This window comes from Curtobacterium uvaldense, assembly GCF_028307415.1.
Lineage (GTDB): Bacteria > Actinomycetota > Actinomycetes > Actinomycetales > Microbacteriaceae > Curtobacterium.
On sequence record NZ_JAQMHU010000021.1, the window covers coordinates 1 to 15,619 of the forward strand.

Genomic DNA, 15,619 nt, shown 5'->3' on the forward strand with positions numbered 1-15,619 from the left:
CCCCCCCCCCCCCCCCCCCCCCCCCCCCCCCCCCCCCCGCGACGGCCACCGGCGGCACGTCGCGGGACCGGGAGAGCGCCTGCCCGAGCCCCCGGTCTCAGGCCAGGCGGATGCCGAGCAGGGCGTCGACGAGGTCGACCAGCTCCGGTGTCGCGCGGGTCCCCGCGGCGATCGCGGTGTCGACCGCGGCGACCGCACCCGGCGTGTCGAGGTCGTCGGCGACACGCGCGCGGATGCGGGCGATCGCGTCGGCGGCGTCGTCCTCGTGACCCGGAGCGTCGCCGGACGCCCAGGCGTCCCACGTCGCGAGCCGGGTGGTCGCGCTCGTCAGTTCGCCGTCGAACCACTCCCAGTCGTCCGAGTACCGGTGCGACAGCAGCGCGAGCCGGACGGCCCTCGGGTCGGCGCCGTCGTCGAGCAGTCCGCGCACGGTGACGAGGTTCCCGAGCGACTTCGAGATCTTCGACCCCTGGTACGCGATCATCCCGGTGTGCACGAAGGCGTTGGCGAGCGGCTGGTGCGCGAGTGCGGCGGCGTGCCCGGCGCTCATCTCGTGGTGCGGGAAGACGAGGTCGCTGCCGCCGCCCTGCACGCTGATCGGCAGGCCGAGCTTGTCGCCCGCGATCACGCTGCACTCGATGTGCCAGCCGGGTCGTCCCGGGCCGAGCTCGGTGTCCCAGCTCGGCTCCCCGGCGCGCTCGGCACGCCAGAGCAGCGGGTCGAGCGGGTCGCGCTTGCCGGCGCGGTCCGGGTCCCCGCCCCGCTCGGCCGACAGCACGAGCATCGTCTCGCGGTCCAGGCGGCTCTCGTCGCCGAGCGCCCACGCCTCGGTGGGGCGGTTCACGTCGAAGTAGACGTCGTCGCCCTCGGAGTCGTCGGTCGGCACGTCGTAGGCGTACCCGGTCTCCTGCAGGTACGCGACGGCCTCGGCGATGCGCTCGACCTCGTCGGTCACCGCGACGAAGTGGTCCGGCGGCAGGACGCGGAGTGCCTCCATGTCGCGGCGGAACAGGTCGATCTGCGACGCGGCGAGCTCACGCCAGTCGACGCCGTCCCGCTCGGCGCGCTCGAGCAGCGGGTCGTCGACGTCGGTGGTGTTCTGCGCGTACTCGACCTCGAGCCCCGCGTCCCGCCAGGCGCGACCGAGCGTGTCGAACGCCAGGTAGGTCGCCGCGTGGCCGAGGTGGGTGGCGTCGTACGGCGTGATGCCGCACACGTAGAGCGTCGCGCCCTCCGCGCCGTGGGTCGGGTCCACGGGCCGCCCGGCCGCGGTGTCGTGCACCACGGGTCGGGGCGCGTCACCGGGGACGGACGGGACGGACGGGACCTGCCAGGCCCTCACGGCTGGATCACTCCGAGCGACAGCAACACGATGAGCACGATACCGAGTGCGATCCGGTAGACCACGAAGGGCATGAAGCTGCGCTTCGAGATGTAGTTCATGAACGCGGCGATGACGACGAACCCGACGACGAACGCGACGACGGTCGCCACCAGCGTGTCGACGAGACCGAAGGGCGCGCCGTGGTCGCCGAGGCTCGTCGCGGCCTCGTAGAAGCCGGACAGGAAGACCGCGGGGACGGCGAGCAGGAACGCGAAGCGCGCCGCGGCCGGTCGGGTGTAGCCGAGGGCGAGTCCCATCGACACCGTGGCGCCGGAGCGCGAGACGCCCGGGACGAGCGCCAGCATCTGGGCGACGCCGATGAGCAGGCCGTTCCGGAACGTCATCTGCTCGATCGGACGGACCTTGCGCCCGACGACGTCGAGCACGCCGAGCACGACGCCGAAGACGATGAGCACGATCGCCACGATCCAGAGCGACCGGAACGTGGTCTCGATGGAGTCCTTGAGCAGGAGTCCGGCGACCCCGATCGGGATCGTGCCGAGGATCACCAGCCACCCGAGCCGCACGTCCGGGTCGCCCTTCGGCACGTCGCGCCGGACGACCGAGCGGAACCACCGCCCGACGATCCGGGTGATGTCCTTCCAGAAGTAGATCAGCACGGCCGTCTCGGTGCCGAGCTGCGTCACCGCGGTGAACGCGGCACCCGGGTCCTTCGCATCGGGCAGGAAGAGCCCGACGATGCGCAGGTGCGCGCTGGAGGACACGGGCAGGAACTCGGTGAGTCCCTGCACGAAGCCGAGGAAGATCGCCTCGAGGATGTGCATCGAGCGGGGCCTTTCGTGCCGGTCGTCGCGGGTCGCCGCCGAGGGGCGACCCGGCAATGTATCAGTACGTGGCGAGCAGGTCGCCGAGGACGCGCCGCCCGAAGGCGAGGGCGTCGAGGGGCACGCGCTCGTCGACGCCGTGGAACATCGCCGGGAAGTCGACGTCCTCCGGCAGCTGCAGCGGGACGAACCCGTACCCGGTGATCCCGAGCCGCGACATCGCCTTGTTGTCGGTGCCGCCGGACAGCAGGTAGGGCAGCACGGGCGCCCCGGGGTCGTGGCGCTCGAGCGTCCCGCGCACGGCGTCGACGAGGGGTCCGCCGAAGTCCTGCTCGAGGCCGACGTCGCGGTGCGTCATCACGACCTCGACGTCGTCGCCGGCGAGTTCCCGGACCCGCTCGAGCACGGTCTCCTCGTCGCCCGGCAGGCAGCGGAGGTCGACGAGGGCCTCGGCAGCGTCCGGGATCACGTTGTGCTTGTACCCGGCGCGGAGGACCGTCGGGTTGGTCGTCGTGTGCAGCGCCGCGTGGATGAAGCGCGAGGCGGACCCGGTCGCGAGGGCGACCTCGTCCGGCCCGGTCGTCACGGGGTCGACGCCGAGGAGCCGCGCGATCTCGCGGACCATCGCCTCGGTGGTGCCGGAGAGCCGTACCGGCCACTCCTCCGCTCCGATGCGCGCCACCGCGGCGGCCACCTTGGTCACCGCGTTGTCCCGCATCACGTGCGAGCCGTGCGCCGCGGTGCCCCGCGCGACGAGCTTGATCCACATCAGGGCCTTCTCGCCGGTCTGCAGCAGGTAGGCCCGCTGCCCGCCGAGGGTCACCGAGTACCCGCCGACCTCGCTGATCGCCTCGGTCGCGCCGGCGAAGACCTCCGGGTGCGTGTCGACGACGTGGTGCGCGCCGAGCACCCCGCCCGCCTCCTCGTCCGCGAAGAACCCGATGACGAGGTCACGCTCGGGTGCGCCCTGACCCTCGACCACGTCGCGCAACGCCGTCAGCATCATCGCGTCCATGTTCTTCATGTCGACCGCGCCGCGGCCCCAGAGCATGCCGTCGCGCACCTCGCCGCCGAACGGGTCCACCGTCCAGTTCGCGGGGTCGGCCGGCACCACGTCGAGGTGCCCGTGCACGACGAGCCCCGGCTTGTCGGCGTTCCGCCCCGCCACACGGGCGACGACGCTCACCCGGCCCGGCTCCGACTCGAAGAGCTGCGGCGCGAAGCCCAGGTCGCGCAGCTCCGCCTCCACGTACTGCGCCGCCTCGGTCTCGCCGACCGACCTGCCCTCGCCCCAGTTCGTGGTGTCGATGCGGATGAGGTCCCGCGCGATGGCGGCGGTGGCCTCGAGGTCCGGCTCGGTCGGCTGGGCGTCGCTCATGCCACCAACGCTACCGGCAGCCCGCGACGCACCTGCGTGCGCCCCCTGCTCGCCCGTCGTTCCGGGGGACTCGCCCGGGATGCGCACCCGTGTTCATCGTGCGTTCAGAGCCGTGCTAGTGTCTTCTCTCGGCAGGAACGCCGGGAAAACAGCCCGGAACGACAGCCGAACAAGTGAATGACACCCTGTCCGGGTGGCGGAATTGGTAGACGCGCTAGCTTGAGGTGCTAGTGCCCGTATTAGGGCGTGGGGGTTCAAGTCCCCCCTCGGACACAAGAAGAGAAGAGCCCCCTGGCCTGTCGGCCAGGGGGCTCTTCTCGTCCGTGCTCGCCCGGCGAGCATCGCGGGCCGATGACCCGATGCACGCGCATCGTGCGACATCACCGCTGTCGAACGACGAGCGCGGTGTCGCAGGAGGCGCGCGGCGCGAGGGCCTCCGCCCCACGTCTCAGTGACGCCGCAGGCGACGCACGACCAGCACCAGGCCGCCGAGGGCGGCGAGCCAGCCCCAGTTCGCCACGACCGGGTCGAGCAACTGGTGGCGCCCGTCCCGTCGCGAGGAGCCCAGACGCGTCGAGACGGGCCGGTTGCCGAGCTCGGCGCGCCACCCGGTCTCGTGCACGACCCGGTCCGGTCGGCCGCGGAACGCGTCCGTCACCCGGTGGGTGGCCACGTCGATCCGGTCGCCCAGCACGAGGAGCAGCCAGTGCGCCAGCCGTCCCTCGCTGTACCGGGCGTAGGCGTACCGCTTCACGACCCCGGCGAGCCCGGACAGCGGTTGCGCCGTCCCGAACACGGGCGTGACGTGGGCGTGCTCGATCGACCGCTCGCGGCCCTCGCCGCCGGGCTGTGGCTCGGGGACGTCCCAGTGGGCACCCGAGGCGAGTCCGACCTCGCGGGAGAGCTTCGGCACCGACGGACGGTCGGCCGGGTCGAGGTCGCTCCCCCACCCGGGGATGCGCTCACGGAGCTCCGCCGACGAGGGCACACGTCGGGGCGGGTCGGCGATGTAGGGCGTGTGGTCGGTCACGGGTGTCTCCTTCACGGCACGATCACCGTCTTGATGCAGTCGTCGAGCTTCGACGAGAACAGGTGGTAGGCCTCGTCGATGTGCTCGAGCGGGACCCGGTGCGTGATGATGTCGCTCGGACGGAAGTGTCCGGCCTGGATGTGCTCGAGCAGCCGGGGCCACTGGCGCTTGACCGGCGCCTGGTTCGTGTGGATCGTCAGGCCCTTGTTCATGGCGTCGCCGAACTTCACCGCGCTCGGGATCGGTCCGTACGCGCCGACGGCGGAGATCGTCCCGCCCTTGCGCACACCGTCGATCGCCCAGTTGAGCGCCGTCGGTGACCCGCCCTGCAGCTTGAGCTTCGACGCCGTGACCTGCTGGGTGAAGTTGCCGTCCGCCTCGGCACCGACGGCGTCGATCACGCTGTCCGCTCCGAGGAAGTCGGTCTGCTGCTTCATCTCGAGCACGACGTCGTCGACCTCGGCGAAGTTGATGGTCTCGGCGTGGGCGAAGGTGCGCGCCTTCTCGAGCCGGTACTCCAGCTGGTCGATGACGATCACGCGGCCGGCACCCATGAACCACGCCGACCGAGCAGCGAACAGCCCGACCGGGCCGGCGCCCAGCACCACCACGGTGTCGCCCTCGCGGATCGAGGCGAGCTGTGCGCCGAAGTAGCCCGTGCTCAGGGCATCGGTCATCAGGAGGGCGTCCTCGGCGTCCAGCCACTCCGGGATGACGGACGGGCCGACGTCGGCGAACGGTACGCGGACGCGCTCCGCCTGCCCGCCGTCGTAGCCGCCCGTGGTGTGCGAGTACCCGTAGATGCCGCCGACGGCCGTCGCGTTCGGGTTCACGTTGTGGCAGTTCGAGAACAGCCCCCTCGCGCAGAACCAGCAGGAGCCGCAGTAGACGTTGAAGGGCACCATCACGCGGTCGCCGACGGCGAGTGACGCCACCGACGAACCGACCTCCTCGACCACGCCGATGAACTCGTGGCCGAAGGTGTGCCCGACGCGGGTGTCGGGCATCATGCCGTGGTACAGGTGCAGGTCGGAACCGCAGATCGCGGCCCGTTCGACCCGGACGACGGCGTCGTTCGGGTGCTCGATCCGCGGATCGGGCTTCTCCTCGACACGGACCCGGTACGGTCCGCGGTAGGTCATGGCACGCATGGGCGCTCCTCTCGTTCGTGGAGCCCACGCTCGCCTCGGTGCCGTGCGAGGCGCTCCAGGACCGCGCGATCTGAGCAGAACGACCGGGACCGTCGACGGCGGACCGGCGAACGGACGGGAGGCGCGGTGCCGACCGGCACCGCGCCTCCCGTCCGTCCGTCACGAGGTGACGTCGACCTGTGTCAGCTCTTGGAGGCCTCGACGAAGTTGCGTCGCGGGTCGGTCTCCTTGATGAGGCTGGTCGCGTCGCGGCCGGACACCGCACCGGTGATCCAGCCGATGACGATGCGGACCTTCCGGTTCAGCGTCGGCATCGCGTACACGTGGTACGAGCGGTGCGCGAGCCAGGCGAGCAGGTTCGTCATCTTGACACCCTTGATGTTGCCGGCGCCCTTGCCGACGCCGTACGACGCGACGGTGCCGATGGAGGGGTGGCGGTACTCCTCGAGCGGCTTGCCGGTGATCGAGGCGACCACGTTGTCCGCGGCGACGACGGCCTGACGGACGGCGTTCTGCGCGTTCGGCGGGTAGTAGGCCGGCTGCTTCTCGGCGGTCAGGTCGGGGACCTGCGCGACGTCGCCGAGGCCCCAGACACCCGGGACGACCTCGTGCGTGTCCTCGGCCTCGACCTGGAGCTTCGCGTTCGCAGCGAGGTGGCCCTTCGGACCACGCGGCAGGTCCGTGGCGTCGAGGAGCGGGTTCGGCTTGACGCCGGCGGTCCAGACGAGCAGCCCGGTGGCGAACTCGTCGCCGTCGGAGAGCTTGATGACCCCGCCCTCGGCGCTCGGCATGGTGGTCTTCAGACGGACGTCGATGCCGCGGGCACGGAGCGACTCAAGGGTCCACTTCGAGAGCTCCGGGCCCACCTCGGGCGCGACGCGGTCGAGCGCGTCGATGAGCACCCAGCGCGGCTGCTCACCGGCGAGCGACGGGTAGGTCTTGATGGCGGCCTGCGAGACGTCGAAGAGCTCACCGATCGCCTCGACGCCGGTGTAGCCACCGCCGACGAAGATGCTCGTCAGCAGACGGCGACGCTCGTCCTCGTCACGGGTGGCAGCGGCCTTCGCGATGTTGTCGAGGAGCTTCGCGCGGACGTAGGCAGCCTCCTCCACGGTCTTGAAGCCGACGCCGTACTCCTCGAGCCCGGGGGTCGGGAACGTACGGGTCACCGAGCCGAGCGCGACGACGAGCTGGTCGTAGCCGAGCGTGCGGTCGTCGCCGCCGGCCGTGGCGATGGACACGGTCTTGTCCTTCGACGAGATGCCGGTGACCTTGCCCTGGATGACGCGGGTCTTCTTCAGCGCGCGACGGAGCTCGAAGGTGACGTCCTTCGGGGCGATGTGCCCGCCCGCGACCTCCGGCAGGAACGGCAGGTACGTGTAGTACGTGTTCTGGTCCACCAGCGTGATCCGCATCGGCACGGTCGCGGCGTGCTTCTGGAGCTGCTTGACCGTGGTGTAGCCGGCGGAGCCGCCGCCGAGGACGAGGACGTGAGGGATGGAGTCTGCCATGCACCCGGTCTACCGGAAGAACCCCTGTGACGTCACCAAGCCGCGCCGCCCGGTCCGTGCACCGCAGCCGGATCGGTCGCCCGGTCGCTTCACCGTCCGGGTGGACGGTCCTGCAGGCGCCACCAGGCGGTCTCGGCCAGCTCGGGGCCGGTGTGGACGCCGTACGGGGTGCGACGGGACTCGGTGAGCGAGAACCGGCGCAGGCGGTACCCGCCGCCGAAGCGGTCGATGATCGCCTCGGGTGAGGACTCCGGCGTGCGCTTCACCAGCCACGTGCGGTCGTCGACGGGCTCGATCACCGTCGGTTGCCGATCCGCGAGCGCAGCACGTCGATCCGCTTCTGGATCTGTTCGATGCTCGCCTGCGCCACGGCCGGCCCACCGCTGATCCGACGGAGCTCGGCGTGGATGGCCCCGTGCGGTTCGTTCGCGTGCCGGGACCAGATCGAGACGAGCCGTGCGAGCTCGGTCCGCTGCTCCTTGATGGTCTGGTACATCGGGCGCGACTCGTCGGGCTTGGGCTTGGGGAGGCCGTCCTTCGCCGCGCGTCCCTTCGACCGCTTCGCCTGGGATGCCTGACGGGCCCGCAGGAGATCGCGCACCTGGTCGGGCTCGAGGAGCCCCGGGATGCCGATGAAGTCGAGTTCCTCGAGCGAGCCGACCTCGCCCCCGGTGCCGAACTCGCCGCCGTCGTAGAGCACCCGGTCGAACGACGCCTGCGAGTCGAGCGCCTCGAACGGCTGCACCTCGAGCAGGCTCTCGGACGCCCGGTCCTCCTTGTTGGCCTCGGCGACCATGGCGTCCTCGGGGTTGTACATCCCGTCGTCGCTGTCCTTCGGCCGGTCGAGGGCGTGGTCGCGCTCGAGCTCGAGCGACGCCGCGAGGGCCATCAGCCCGGGCACGCTCGGCAGGAACACGCTCGCGGTCTCGCCGCGGCGGCGGGCCCGGACGAAGCGCCCGATCACCTGCGCGAAGAACAGCGGTGTGCTCGCGCTCGTGGCGTACACGCCGACGCAGAGCCGGGGTACGTCGACGCCCTCGGACACCATGCGGACGGCGACCATCCAGCGCGAGGTGTCCTCGGCGTACGCCTGGATCCGGCTCGATCCGGCGGCCTCGTCGGAGAGCACCACGGTCGGTCGCTCGCCGGTGATCTGCTGCAGGATCCGGGCGTAGGCGCGCGCGGTCGTGGTGTCGGTCGCGATCACCAGGCCGCCGGCGTCCGGTACGCCGCGACGGACCTCGGTCAGCCGCTTGTCGGCGGCCGACAGCACGGCGGGCATCCACTCGCCCTCCGGCGAGAGCGCGGTCCGCCACGCCTGTGCGGTGATGTCCTTCGTGACCTGCTCGCCGAGGGACGCCGACATCTCGTCGCCCATGCGCGTCTTCCACCGCATCTGCCCGGCGTAGGCCATGAACAGCACCGGGCGGACGACGCCGTCCTTGAGCGCGCGGCCGTACCCGTAGTTGTAGTCGGAGATCGAGGTCCGGATGCCCTGCTCGTCGGGGGCGTACTGCACGAACGGGATCGGGGCCGTGTCCGACCGGAACGGGGTGCCGGAGAGGGACAGCCGACGGGTCGCCTTCGTGAAGGCCTCGCGGATGCCGTCGCCCCAGGTGAGTGCGTCGCCGCCGTGGTGGACCTCGTCGAGGATCACCAGCGTGCGACCGCCCTCGGTGATCTTCTGGTGGACCTCGGGGTTCATGCCGACCTGCGCGTAGGTGATCGCCACGCCCTGGTAGTGCCGCCCGAACATCCCGTCGCCGTTCTTGAACATCGGGTCGATCCGGATGCCCACGCGGTCGGCAGAGTCCGCCCACTGCCGCTTGAGGTGCTCCGTCGGGGCCACGACGACGATGCGGTCGACGGTGCCGCGGGCGAGGAGCTCCGTGGCGAGGCGGAGCGCGAACGTGGTCTTGCCGGCGCCGGGGGTCGCAGCGGCGAGGAAGTCGCGCGGCTCGGTCTCGAAGTACTTCGTGAGCGCCTCGACCTGCCACGCACGGAGCTTCGACGCGGTCCCCCACGCAGCCCGCTCCGGGAAGGCCGGTGACAGGTGCTCGGCGGCCGCGTTGCCGGCGTTCTCCGCCTGGACCACGGCCTCGTCGTGGGGTCGGGCAGCGCCCGGCGCGGCCGGTTCACCACCGACCGCGGACTGCTCCCGCGTCGCCCGGTCGTCGCCGTCCGGGGCGTCGCCCCACAGCGTCGCGGGCTGCTGCTGGTCGTCGTACTCCGCTGCGCTCACTTCACGCGATCCTACCGTCAGGCCGGGTCCTGCCGGGCGTGCGGCGGACGCTGCTCGGGCGTGCCGCGCACGAGCGAGGCGGGCCGGAGCACGCCGGCACCGAAGCGTGCGGCGACCGCGTCGACCGTCGTCTCGGTCTCCCGCCACGGCGCGTCGTCGTCCCACAGCGCGTTGCTCGCCGCTGCCGGGACGAGGTTCTCGCCGCGCACGCCGATCAGGCGGATCCGGTTGCCGGGCCGGTGCAGGACGTCGTAGAGCTCGACCGCCTCGTGGTGGAGCCGCTTCGCCACATCGGTCGGTTCGGCGAGCGTCCGGGACCGGGTGAGGGTGCTGAAGTCGGTGTACCGCACCTTGAGCGCGACCGTGCGGGCCTGCACGCCGGCGCGGCGCAGGCGCACGGCGACCTTGTCGGCCAGGCGCAGGAGCTCGCGGGCGACGTCGTCACGCTCGGTCAGGTCACGTCCGAAGGTGACCTCGTGCCCGATCGACTTCTCGCTGACGCCGGTGTCGACCACGCGCGGATCGCGGCCCCAGGACAGGTCGTGCAGGCGCTGTCCGCCGGCGGGTCCGAGTGCGGCGACGAGCGACGGCAGCGGCGTGTGGGCGAGGTCCCCGACCGTGCGGATGCCACGGCGCTCGAGCTTCTCCTGCGTCGTGCCGCCGACGCCCCAGAGCGCCGCGACCGGTTGGGGGTGCAGGAAGGCCACGGTGTGCGCGGCCGGCACGACGAGGAGCCCGTCCGGCTTGGACCGGCTCGACGCGAGCTTGGCGACGAACTTGGTGGAGGCCGCGCCCACCGAGCAGTGGAGACCCGTCTCGGCGAGGACCGCGGCGCGGATGGCGGTGCCGATCTGCCACGGGGTGCCGTAGAGCCGGAGCGCACCGGCGACGTCGAGGAACGCCTCGTCGATCCCGAGCTTCTCGACCTTCGGGGTGAACTGCCCGAAGACGCGCATCACCGCGGCCGACTTCGCCGCGTACTTCTCGAAGTGCGGCTCGACGATGACGGCGTTCGGGCACCGGCGCTTCGCCACGGCCATCGGCATCGCCGAGTTCACGCCGTAGCGACGGGCCTCGTACGTGGCGGCGGTGACGACGGAGCGGTCCGAGTCGTGTCCGACGATGACGGGGAGCCCGCGCAGGTCGGGACGGTCCAGCAGTTCGACGGAGGCGAAGAAGGCGTCCATGTCGACGTGCAGGACCGTCGCCGTCACGTCGTCGACCGGACGCTCGGAGACGAGCCGGTTGCGTCCGTCCTGCTTGCTCACCCGGCGATGATGCCACGCACCACCGACACCCGAGCCGGGCTCCGGCTCAGGCGAGCGGCCCGAGCTCCGCGGCGGCGATCGTCCGCGCCGCCGCGTCCCGCGTCGACGGGTGGTACTGCCCCGCACGGACGTCCCGCGCGAGCCGGGCGAGTTCCGACGACGCCCGGAACGCCGAGCCGCCGGCGAGCCGCAGCGCCTCGTCCACGACGTGCTGCGCCGCGTCCACCGTCCGCGCCTTGGTGCCGACGAGCAGCGGGAACCAGCGGGGGCCGAGGTCGTCCAGCTCGTCGACCGACCGGGCCAGGGCGGACACCTGCAGGGCGACCGCGTCGACCGCGCCGCGCAGGTCGGCGACCGCACGGCGGACGTCGGGGTCCTGCGACCGCGGGACGCCGTCGCGCCCGCGTCGACCGGACACCGCTGCGACGGCCAGTCCGAGCGCCCGTTCGGCGATCCCGACGTACACCGACGCCACGAGCAGCTCGAACGCCGCGAACACCCCGAAGACGAGCGGGTCCTGCGTCGGACCGACGGGGAGCACCCGGACGATCCGCGACGCCGGCACGTGCACGCCGTGCAGCAGCGTCGTCCGGCTCTGGGTCGCGCGCATCCCGAGCGTGTCCCAGTCGTCGAGGTGCTCGACGTCGCCGTCGGACCGCAGCACGAAGCCGTGCACGAGCCGTGGCTCCGGACCACTGGTGTCCTTGCCGAACACGCTGAGGACGTCCCACGCCGGGGCGAGCGAGGTGGACACCTTCGTGCCGGTGAAGCGGTAGCCGCCGTCGCCGTCCGGCTCCGCCGTCGTCGACGAGTCGAACAGCACGGCGTCGTTGCCCGGTTCGCTCACCCCGAAGGCGAGCAGGTGGTCGTCCGCCGCGTGGTCGGTGACGGTCTGGAGGAACGACCCGCCCCGCGCCGTGACGGCGCGCGCCGCCTGCACCCACACCTGGTGCATCCCGAGCCCGAGCGCGGTCGCCGGCGCGGCCTGCGCGAGCCGCCGCTGCAGGGTGCTCGTCGCGGCGAGGCCGAGCCCAGCGCCGCCCTGCTCGACCGGGACGCCGATGCGCAGCCAGCCGGCCGCGCGCAGCTCCTCGAGGTCCTCGGCGCAGAACGCGTTCTCGGCGTCGTACCGCGGCGCGCGGGCGGCGATCCGCTCCAGCAGGTCCTGCGACAGCGTCCACCCGGGTTCGTCGGCCAACGTCATGCCACGAGACTACGGTCGGAGGCGTGTCAGCTCGTCATGCGTGGTCCAGGTACGTCGCGATCGGTGACTCGTTCACCGAGGGGATCGGTGACCCGGACCCCACCGTCCCCGGCGGCAACCGTGGGTGGGCCGACCGCGTGGCCGAGGTCCTCGCCGGACGGGCGGACGGGTTCGCGTACGCCAACCTGGCGATCCGCGGGCGCCTGCTGGGGCAGATCGTCGACGAGCAGGTCGAGCCGGCCCTCGCGCTCCGCCCCGACCTCGTGACGGTGTCCGCGGGCGGCAACGACATCATCCGCCCCGGTTCGGACCCCGACGAGCTCGCCGAACGGTTCGACGGCATGGTCGGGCGGCTGCGGAGCGACGGCGCCACCGTGGTGCTCTTCACCGGCCCCGACGTCGGCATGACACCCGTGCTCGGCATGGTCCGCGGCAAGACGGCGATCTACAACGAGAACCTGCACGCGATCGCGCTCAAGCACGGTGCCCTCGTCGCCGACATGTGGGCGCTCCGGGTCCTCCGCGACCCCCGGATGTGGGCGCCGGACCGCCTGCACCACTCCCCGACCGGCCACGCGACCGTCGCCGCGGCCGTGCTCGACGCCCTCGGGGTCGAGCACGGGCTCGACCCGGTGACGCCGGAGCCGCTCGAGGCCAGACCGTGGCGCGAGGCCCGCGTCGAGGACCTCGGGTGGGCGCGCGAGTACCTCGTCCCCTGGGTCGTGCGGCGCATCCGGCACACGTCGTCCGGCGACGGCATCAGCGCGAAGCGGCCCGACCTGCAGCCCGTCGAGGTGACGTCCGACACGCCCTGACCCGGGATGCACCCTCGGTCGGAGGCCGCACCCCGGTGTGCGCAGCGCGGTGTCCGCCAGGGGGCGCGATCGGTCAGTCGACCGGGCGGCGCAGCGTGAGCGGCCCGTCGTGCAGCGGCTGCGTGGTCCACTCCCCCGTCGCCGTCCCCGCGGTCGGGTCGAGCCGGAGCCGGGCGGCGTGCGGGGTCTCGACGAAGCGGACGACGACCTCGACGGTGCCGTCGGGTCCGGTCGCACCGCTCGCGGCGAGCGGCCCCTCGACCGACCACGCGCCCTGACCGACCGGGACCGACAGCAGCCCGCCGTCGACGTCGACCGTGAGTCGCCAGCCCTCGGCGTCGGACTCCAACCGGAGCCCCTCGAGCACGCCGTCGGACTCGTAGGACCCGGCCACGGCGTCGGCCAGGCGACCGCCCTGCACCGGGGGCAGCCCGAGGGAGGCGAGCCGTGCCTCCAGACCGGGGTCCGCGTCGACACCGGCGGCCGTGCCCGCAGCGCCCCCGTCGCCGTCCCGCGGCGCGATCGCCGGCAGCAGGTGCTGCCAGGCCGCGTCGAGCACCGCCTGCATGTCGAGCGACTGCCCGGTCAGGGCGAGCACGACGTCCTGCTCCGGCAGCACGACGCAGAACTGGCCGTACGCGCCGTCGCCGCGGAAGCCGTGGCGGGCCATCCAGAACTGGAAGCCGTAGCCCTGCCGCCAGTCCGCGTTCTCCTCGTGGGGGTTGTCGACCTGCGTGCTCGTGGCGGCGTCGACCCAGTCCTCGTCGAGGATGCGCTGCCCGTCCCACACGCCCCGCTGCAGGTACAGCTGGCCGAGCGCTGCGACGGCGGCCGTCGGCGCGTACGCACCGCTGAACCCGAGCTCGGCGCCCGTGTCGTCGCGCTTCCACGCGAGGTCGTCGATGCCGAGCGGGTCGAGCAGGCGCGGGCGCAGGTAGTCGACGAGGGACTCGCCGCTCGCCCGGCGGACGATCGCGGCGAGCGTGTACGTGCACGGCTGGTTGTACGCGAAGACCGTGCCGGGTTCCTCGTCCGGCGGGGTGAGGAGGAACCCGCGGACCAGGTCCTCCGGGTCGGTGGCCTCGGCCCGCTGCAGGGTCTCCTCGCGGTGCCCGGACGCCATCGCGAGCAGGTGTCGGACCCGGATCCGGCGACTGCGCTCGTCGGTGACGTCCGCGTCGAGCTCAGGGAAGCACGACAGCACCGTGGCGTCGAGGTCGACGAGCCCCTCACGGACGGCGATGCCGACGGCAGCGGCGGTGAAGCTCTTGCTGAGCGAGTAGAGCAGGTGGACGCGGTCCGCGGCGTAGGGGGCCCACCAGCCCTCGGCGGCCACCCGGCCGTGTCGCAGCAGCACGATGCTGTGCGGCTCGACGTCCGGTGTCGACTCGAGGGCGTCGAGGAACGCGGTGATCCCGCGTGCGTCGATGCCGAGGGCGGACGGGGTGCTGCGCGGGAACGTCGTCGTCACGCTCGAGAGCCTACGCGGCGAGCCCCCAGCGCTGCGGTGGCGACGCGGGGTCGAGCGACGTGGAGGCCGCGCGCGGGGCTGCGCCGGCGGCGGCTGCCGACGGACTGGTCTCGACGCCGCGGAACGGGTTCGTCCAGCGCCACCAGAGCCCCGGGTCCTCGATGGAGCGCTCGAGCTCGAGCGGCACGGTCACGGGGTCGTGGTGCTCGATCGAGAACCGTACGGAGCCGACCCGCTCGCCCCGCTCGCCGAGCGTGACGCTGTCGAGCCGGGTGCGTGCGGTGACCGTCGTGTCGCCCCAGACCAGGACCTCGGCGGCATCGGCGGCCACGGCGTCGGCGTCGTCCCGCCAGGGCGTCGAGTAGGTGCCGAAGGTCTGGCCGGCGTGCGTGAGCGTGACCGTCTGGAAGTTGTCGGCCACCGAGCGGAGCAGGCGGCGGACGTCGACGTCGAGTGACGGGTGGTCCCTGCCGCCGAGCATGACACCGACGACGGTGACCTGCCGGCCCCCGCGCTGGTACGTGGCGGCGAACAGCAGGCAGGCCCCCGCCTCGTCGAGCGTGCCGGTCTTGATCCCCTCGATGCCGTCCATCCCGAGGAGCTTGTTCGAGTTCTCGATCTCGCCCGCCCCGGGCACGGTCACCTGCTCCGTCCCGACGATCTCCTTCACGACGGGGTCAGCCAGTGCGAGCTGTCCGAGCCGCACCAGGTCGGTCGCCGTCGAGCGGTTCGCGGGGTCGAGGCCGGTCGGCTCGTGGATCGTCGTGTCGTCCAACCCGTGCTCGTCCAGCCAGGCCGAGGCGGCGCGCTCGTAGCCGTCCATCGACCCGAAGGCCCAGAGCGCGAGTGCACCGGCGTAGTTGTTCGCCGACTTCATCAGCATGACCTGCATGGTCTGGTGCTCGGACAGCCGCAGGCCGTCCGGCATCGGCGCCACCTCGCCGTTCTGCGCCAGGTACTCGGCGTAGAGCGCCTGCATCTGCGCGTCGAAGCGGATCGTCGGGCCGGACTCCCCGCGGTCGAGCGGTCTCGCATCGAGCACGACCAGGGCCGTCACGACCTTGGTGATGCTCGCGATCGAGCGGGCCTTGGTGTCCCCGCTGGTGCGCAGGCTCTCCGGGAACCCGGTGGCCTGGACCGCGGTCGCCCCGTAGCCCGGGAACCGCAGGTCCGGCAGGGTCGAGGTCGGGGCGGAGTACTTCGTCGTGGTGGCGCTCGCCGGCGCGAACGGCACGACGGCGACGGCCACCAGGTACCCGACGGCGAGCAGGAGCACCGCGACGACGCCGATCGTCACGGGCCTCCTGACGGCGGAGCGGGGGCTGCGGACGACACGGGGCACGGGAACCGAGGGTACCGGGCAGTCCCGGGGTGCCGGCC

13 protein-coding genes and 1 tRNA gene are annotated in these 15,619 nt (G+C 72.5%); 2 read left to right on the top strand and 12 right to left on the bottom strand.

From position 1 onward, the window contains the following. Nucleotides 1-97: 97 nt before the first annotated feature. The 3 genes from mshC to PIJ49_RS12270 all read right to left on the bottom strand — a co-directional run bounded on the left by mshC (nucleotide 98) and on the right by PIJ49_RS12270 (nucleotide 3,547). On the bottom strand, nucleotides 98-1,342 hold the full coding sequence (gene mshC, locus PIJ49_RS12260; RefSeq protein WP_271826708.1) for a cysteine--1-D-myo-inosityl 2-amino-2-deoxy-alpha-D-glucopyranoside ligase: 1,245 nt from the start codon (nucleotides 1,340-1,342) through the stop codon (nucleotides 98-100). Next, nucleotides 1,339-2,169, bottom strand: a complete 831-nt coding sequence (locus PIJ49_RS12265; protein ID WP_209682544.1) for an undecaprenyl-diphosphate phosphatase — start codon at nucleotides 2,167-2,169, stop codon at nucleotides 1,339-1,341. Before PIJ49_RS12265 ends, mshC begins: the two co-directional genes overlap by 4 nt. A gap of 61 nt (nucleotides 2,170-2,230) precedes the next feature. Continuing rightward, complete coding sequence (locus tag PIJ49_RS12270) at nucleotides 2,231-3,547, bottom strand: M20/M25/M40 family metallo-hydrolase (RefSeq protein WP_271826709.1); 1,317 nt, start codon at nucleotides 3,545-3,547, stop codon at nucleotides 2,231-2,233. 187 nt (nucleotides 3,548-3,734) lie between these two features. Between PIJ49_RS12270 and PIJ49_RS12275 the strand changes: the two genes are divergently transcribed. Next, nucleotides 3,735-3,820 (top strand) — tRNA-Leu (locus PIJ49_RS12275). Nucleotides 3,821-3,995: 175 nt separating this feature from the next. Here the strand turns inward: PIJ49_RS12275 and PIJ49_RS12280 are convergent. From PIJ49_RS12280 to PIJ49_RS12310, 7 genes are all read right to left on the bottom strand, one after another. Beyond that, nucleotides 3,996-4,577: a hypothetical protein gene (locus PIJ49_RS12280; protein ID WP_271826710.1), complete on the bottom strand. Its 582-nt coding sequence runs from the start codon at nucleotides 4,575-4,577 to the stop codon at nucleotides 3,996-3,998. Between the two features lie 11 nt (nucleotides 4,578-4,588). Continuing rightward, nucleotides 4,589-5,728 (bottom strand): zinc-dependent alcohol dehydrogenase, encoded by a 1,140-nt coding sequence (locus PIJ49_RS12285; protein WP_251155504.1) that lies wholly within the window; start codon nucleotides 5,726-5,728, stop codon nucleotides 4,589-4,591. Nucleotides 5,729-5,910: 182 nt separating this feature from the next. Continuing rightward, nucleotides 5,911-7,239 carry an NAD(P)/FAD-dependent oxidoreductase gene (locus tag PIJ49_RS12290; RefSeq protein WP_271826711.1) on the bottom strand — a complete coding sequence of 443 codons (1,329 nt, stop codon included), beginning with the start codon at nucleotides 7,237-7,239 and terminating at the stop codon, nucleotides 5,911-5,913. Between the two features lie 89 nt (nucleotides 7,240-7,328). Next, the gene (locus PIJ49_RS12295) at nucleotides 7,329-7,538 is read right to left on the bottom strand and encodes a hypothetical protein (RefSeq protein WP_271826712.1); all 210 of its coding nucleotides are present in this window, start codon (nucleotides 7,536-7,538) and stop codon (nucleotides 7,329-7,331) included. Continuing rightward, complete coding sequence (locus tag PIJ49_RS12300) at nucleotides 7,535-9,334, bottom strand: DEAD/DEAH box helicase (RefSeq protein WP_066658243.1); 1,800 nt, start codon at nucleotides 9,332-9,334, stop codon at nucleotides 7,535-7,537. The genes PIJ49_RS12295 and PIJ49_RS12300 overlap by 4 nt, the downstream gene beginning before the upstream one ends. A 164-nt stretch (nucleotides 9,335-9,498) precedes the next feature. Further along, nucleotides 9,499-10,749 carry a DNA polymerase IV gene (dinB, locus tag PIJ49_RS12305; protein ID WP_251160204.1) on the bottom strand — a complete coding sequence of 417 codons (1,251 nt, stop codon included), beginning with the start codon at nucleotides 10,747-10,749 and terminating at the stop codon, nucleotides 9,499-9,501. A gap of 46 nt (nucleotides 10,750-10,795) precedes the next feature. Then, on the bottom strand, nucleotides 10,796-11,953 hold the full coding sequence (locus tag PIJ49_RS12310; protein WP_209682533.1) for an acyl-CoA dehydrogenase family protein: 1,158 nt from the start codon (nucleotides 11,951-11,953) through the stop codon (nucleotides 10,796-10,798). Between the two features lie 23 nt (nucleotides 11,954-11,976). On the opposite strand from PIJ49_RS12310, the gene PIJ49_RS12315 reads away from it, so the two are divergent. Continuing rightward, nucleotides 11,977-12,768, top strand: coding sequence for an SGNH/GDSL hydrolase family protein (locus PIJ49_RS12315; protein ID WP_209682530.1), 792 nt, complete (start codon nucleotides 11,977-11,979; stop codon nucleotides 12,766-12,768). Nucleotides 12,769-12,841: 73 nt separating this feature from the next. Here PIJ49_RS12315 and PIJ49_RS12320 read toward each other — a convergent pair whose 3' ends face one another. After that, on the bottom strand, nucleotides 12,842-14,239 hold the full coding sequence (locus tag PIJ49_RS12320) for a serine hydrolase domain-containing protein (RefSeq protein ID WP_271826713.1): 1,398 nt from the start codon (nucleotides 14,237-14,239) through the stop codon (nucleotides 12,842-12,844). Between the two features lie 10 nt (nucleotides 14,240-14,249). Next, entirely contained in the window at nucleotides 14,250-15,581 is a 1,332-nt protein-coding gene (locus PIJ49_RS12325) for a D-alanyl-D-alanine carboxypeptidase family protein (RefSeq protein ID WP_144411301.1), read from the bottom strand. Nucleotides 15,582-15,619: the final 38 nt, after the last annotated feature.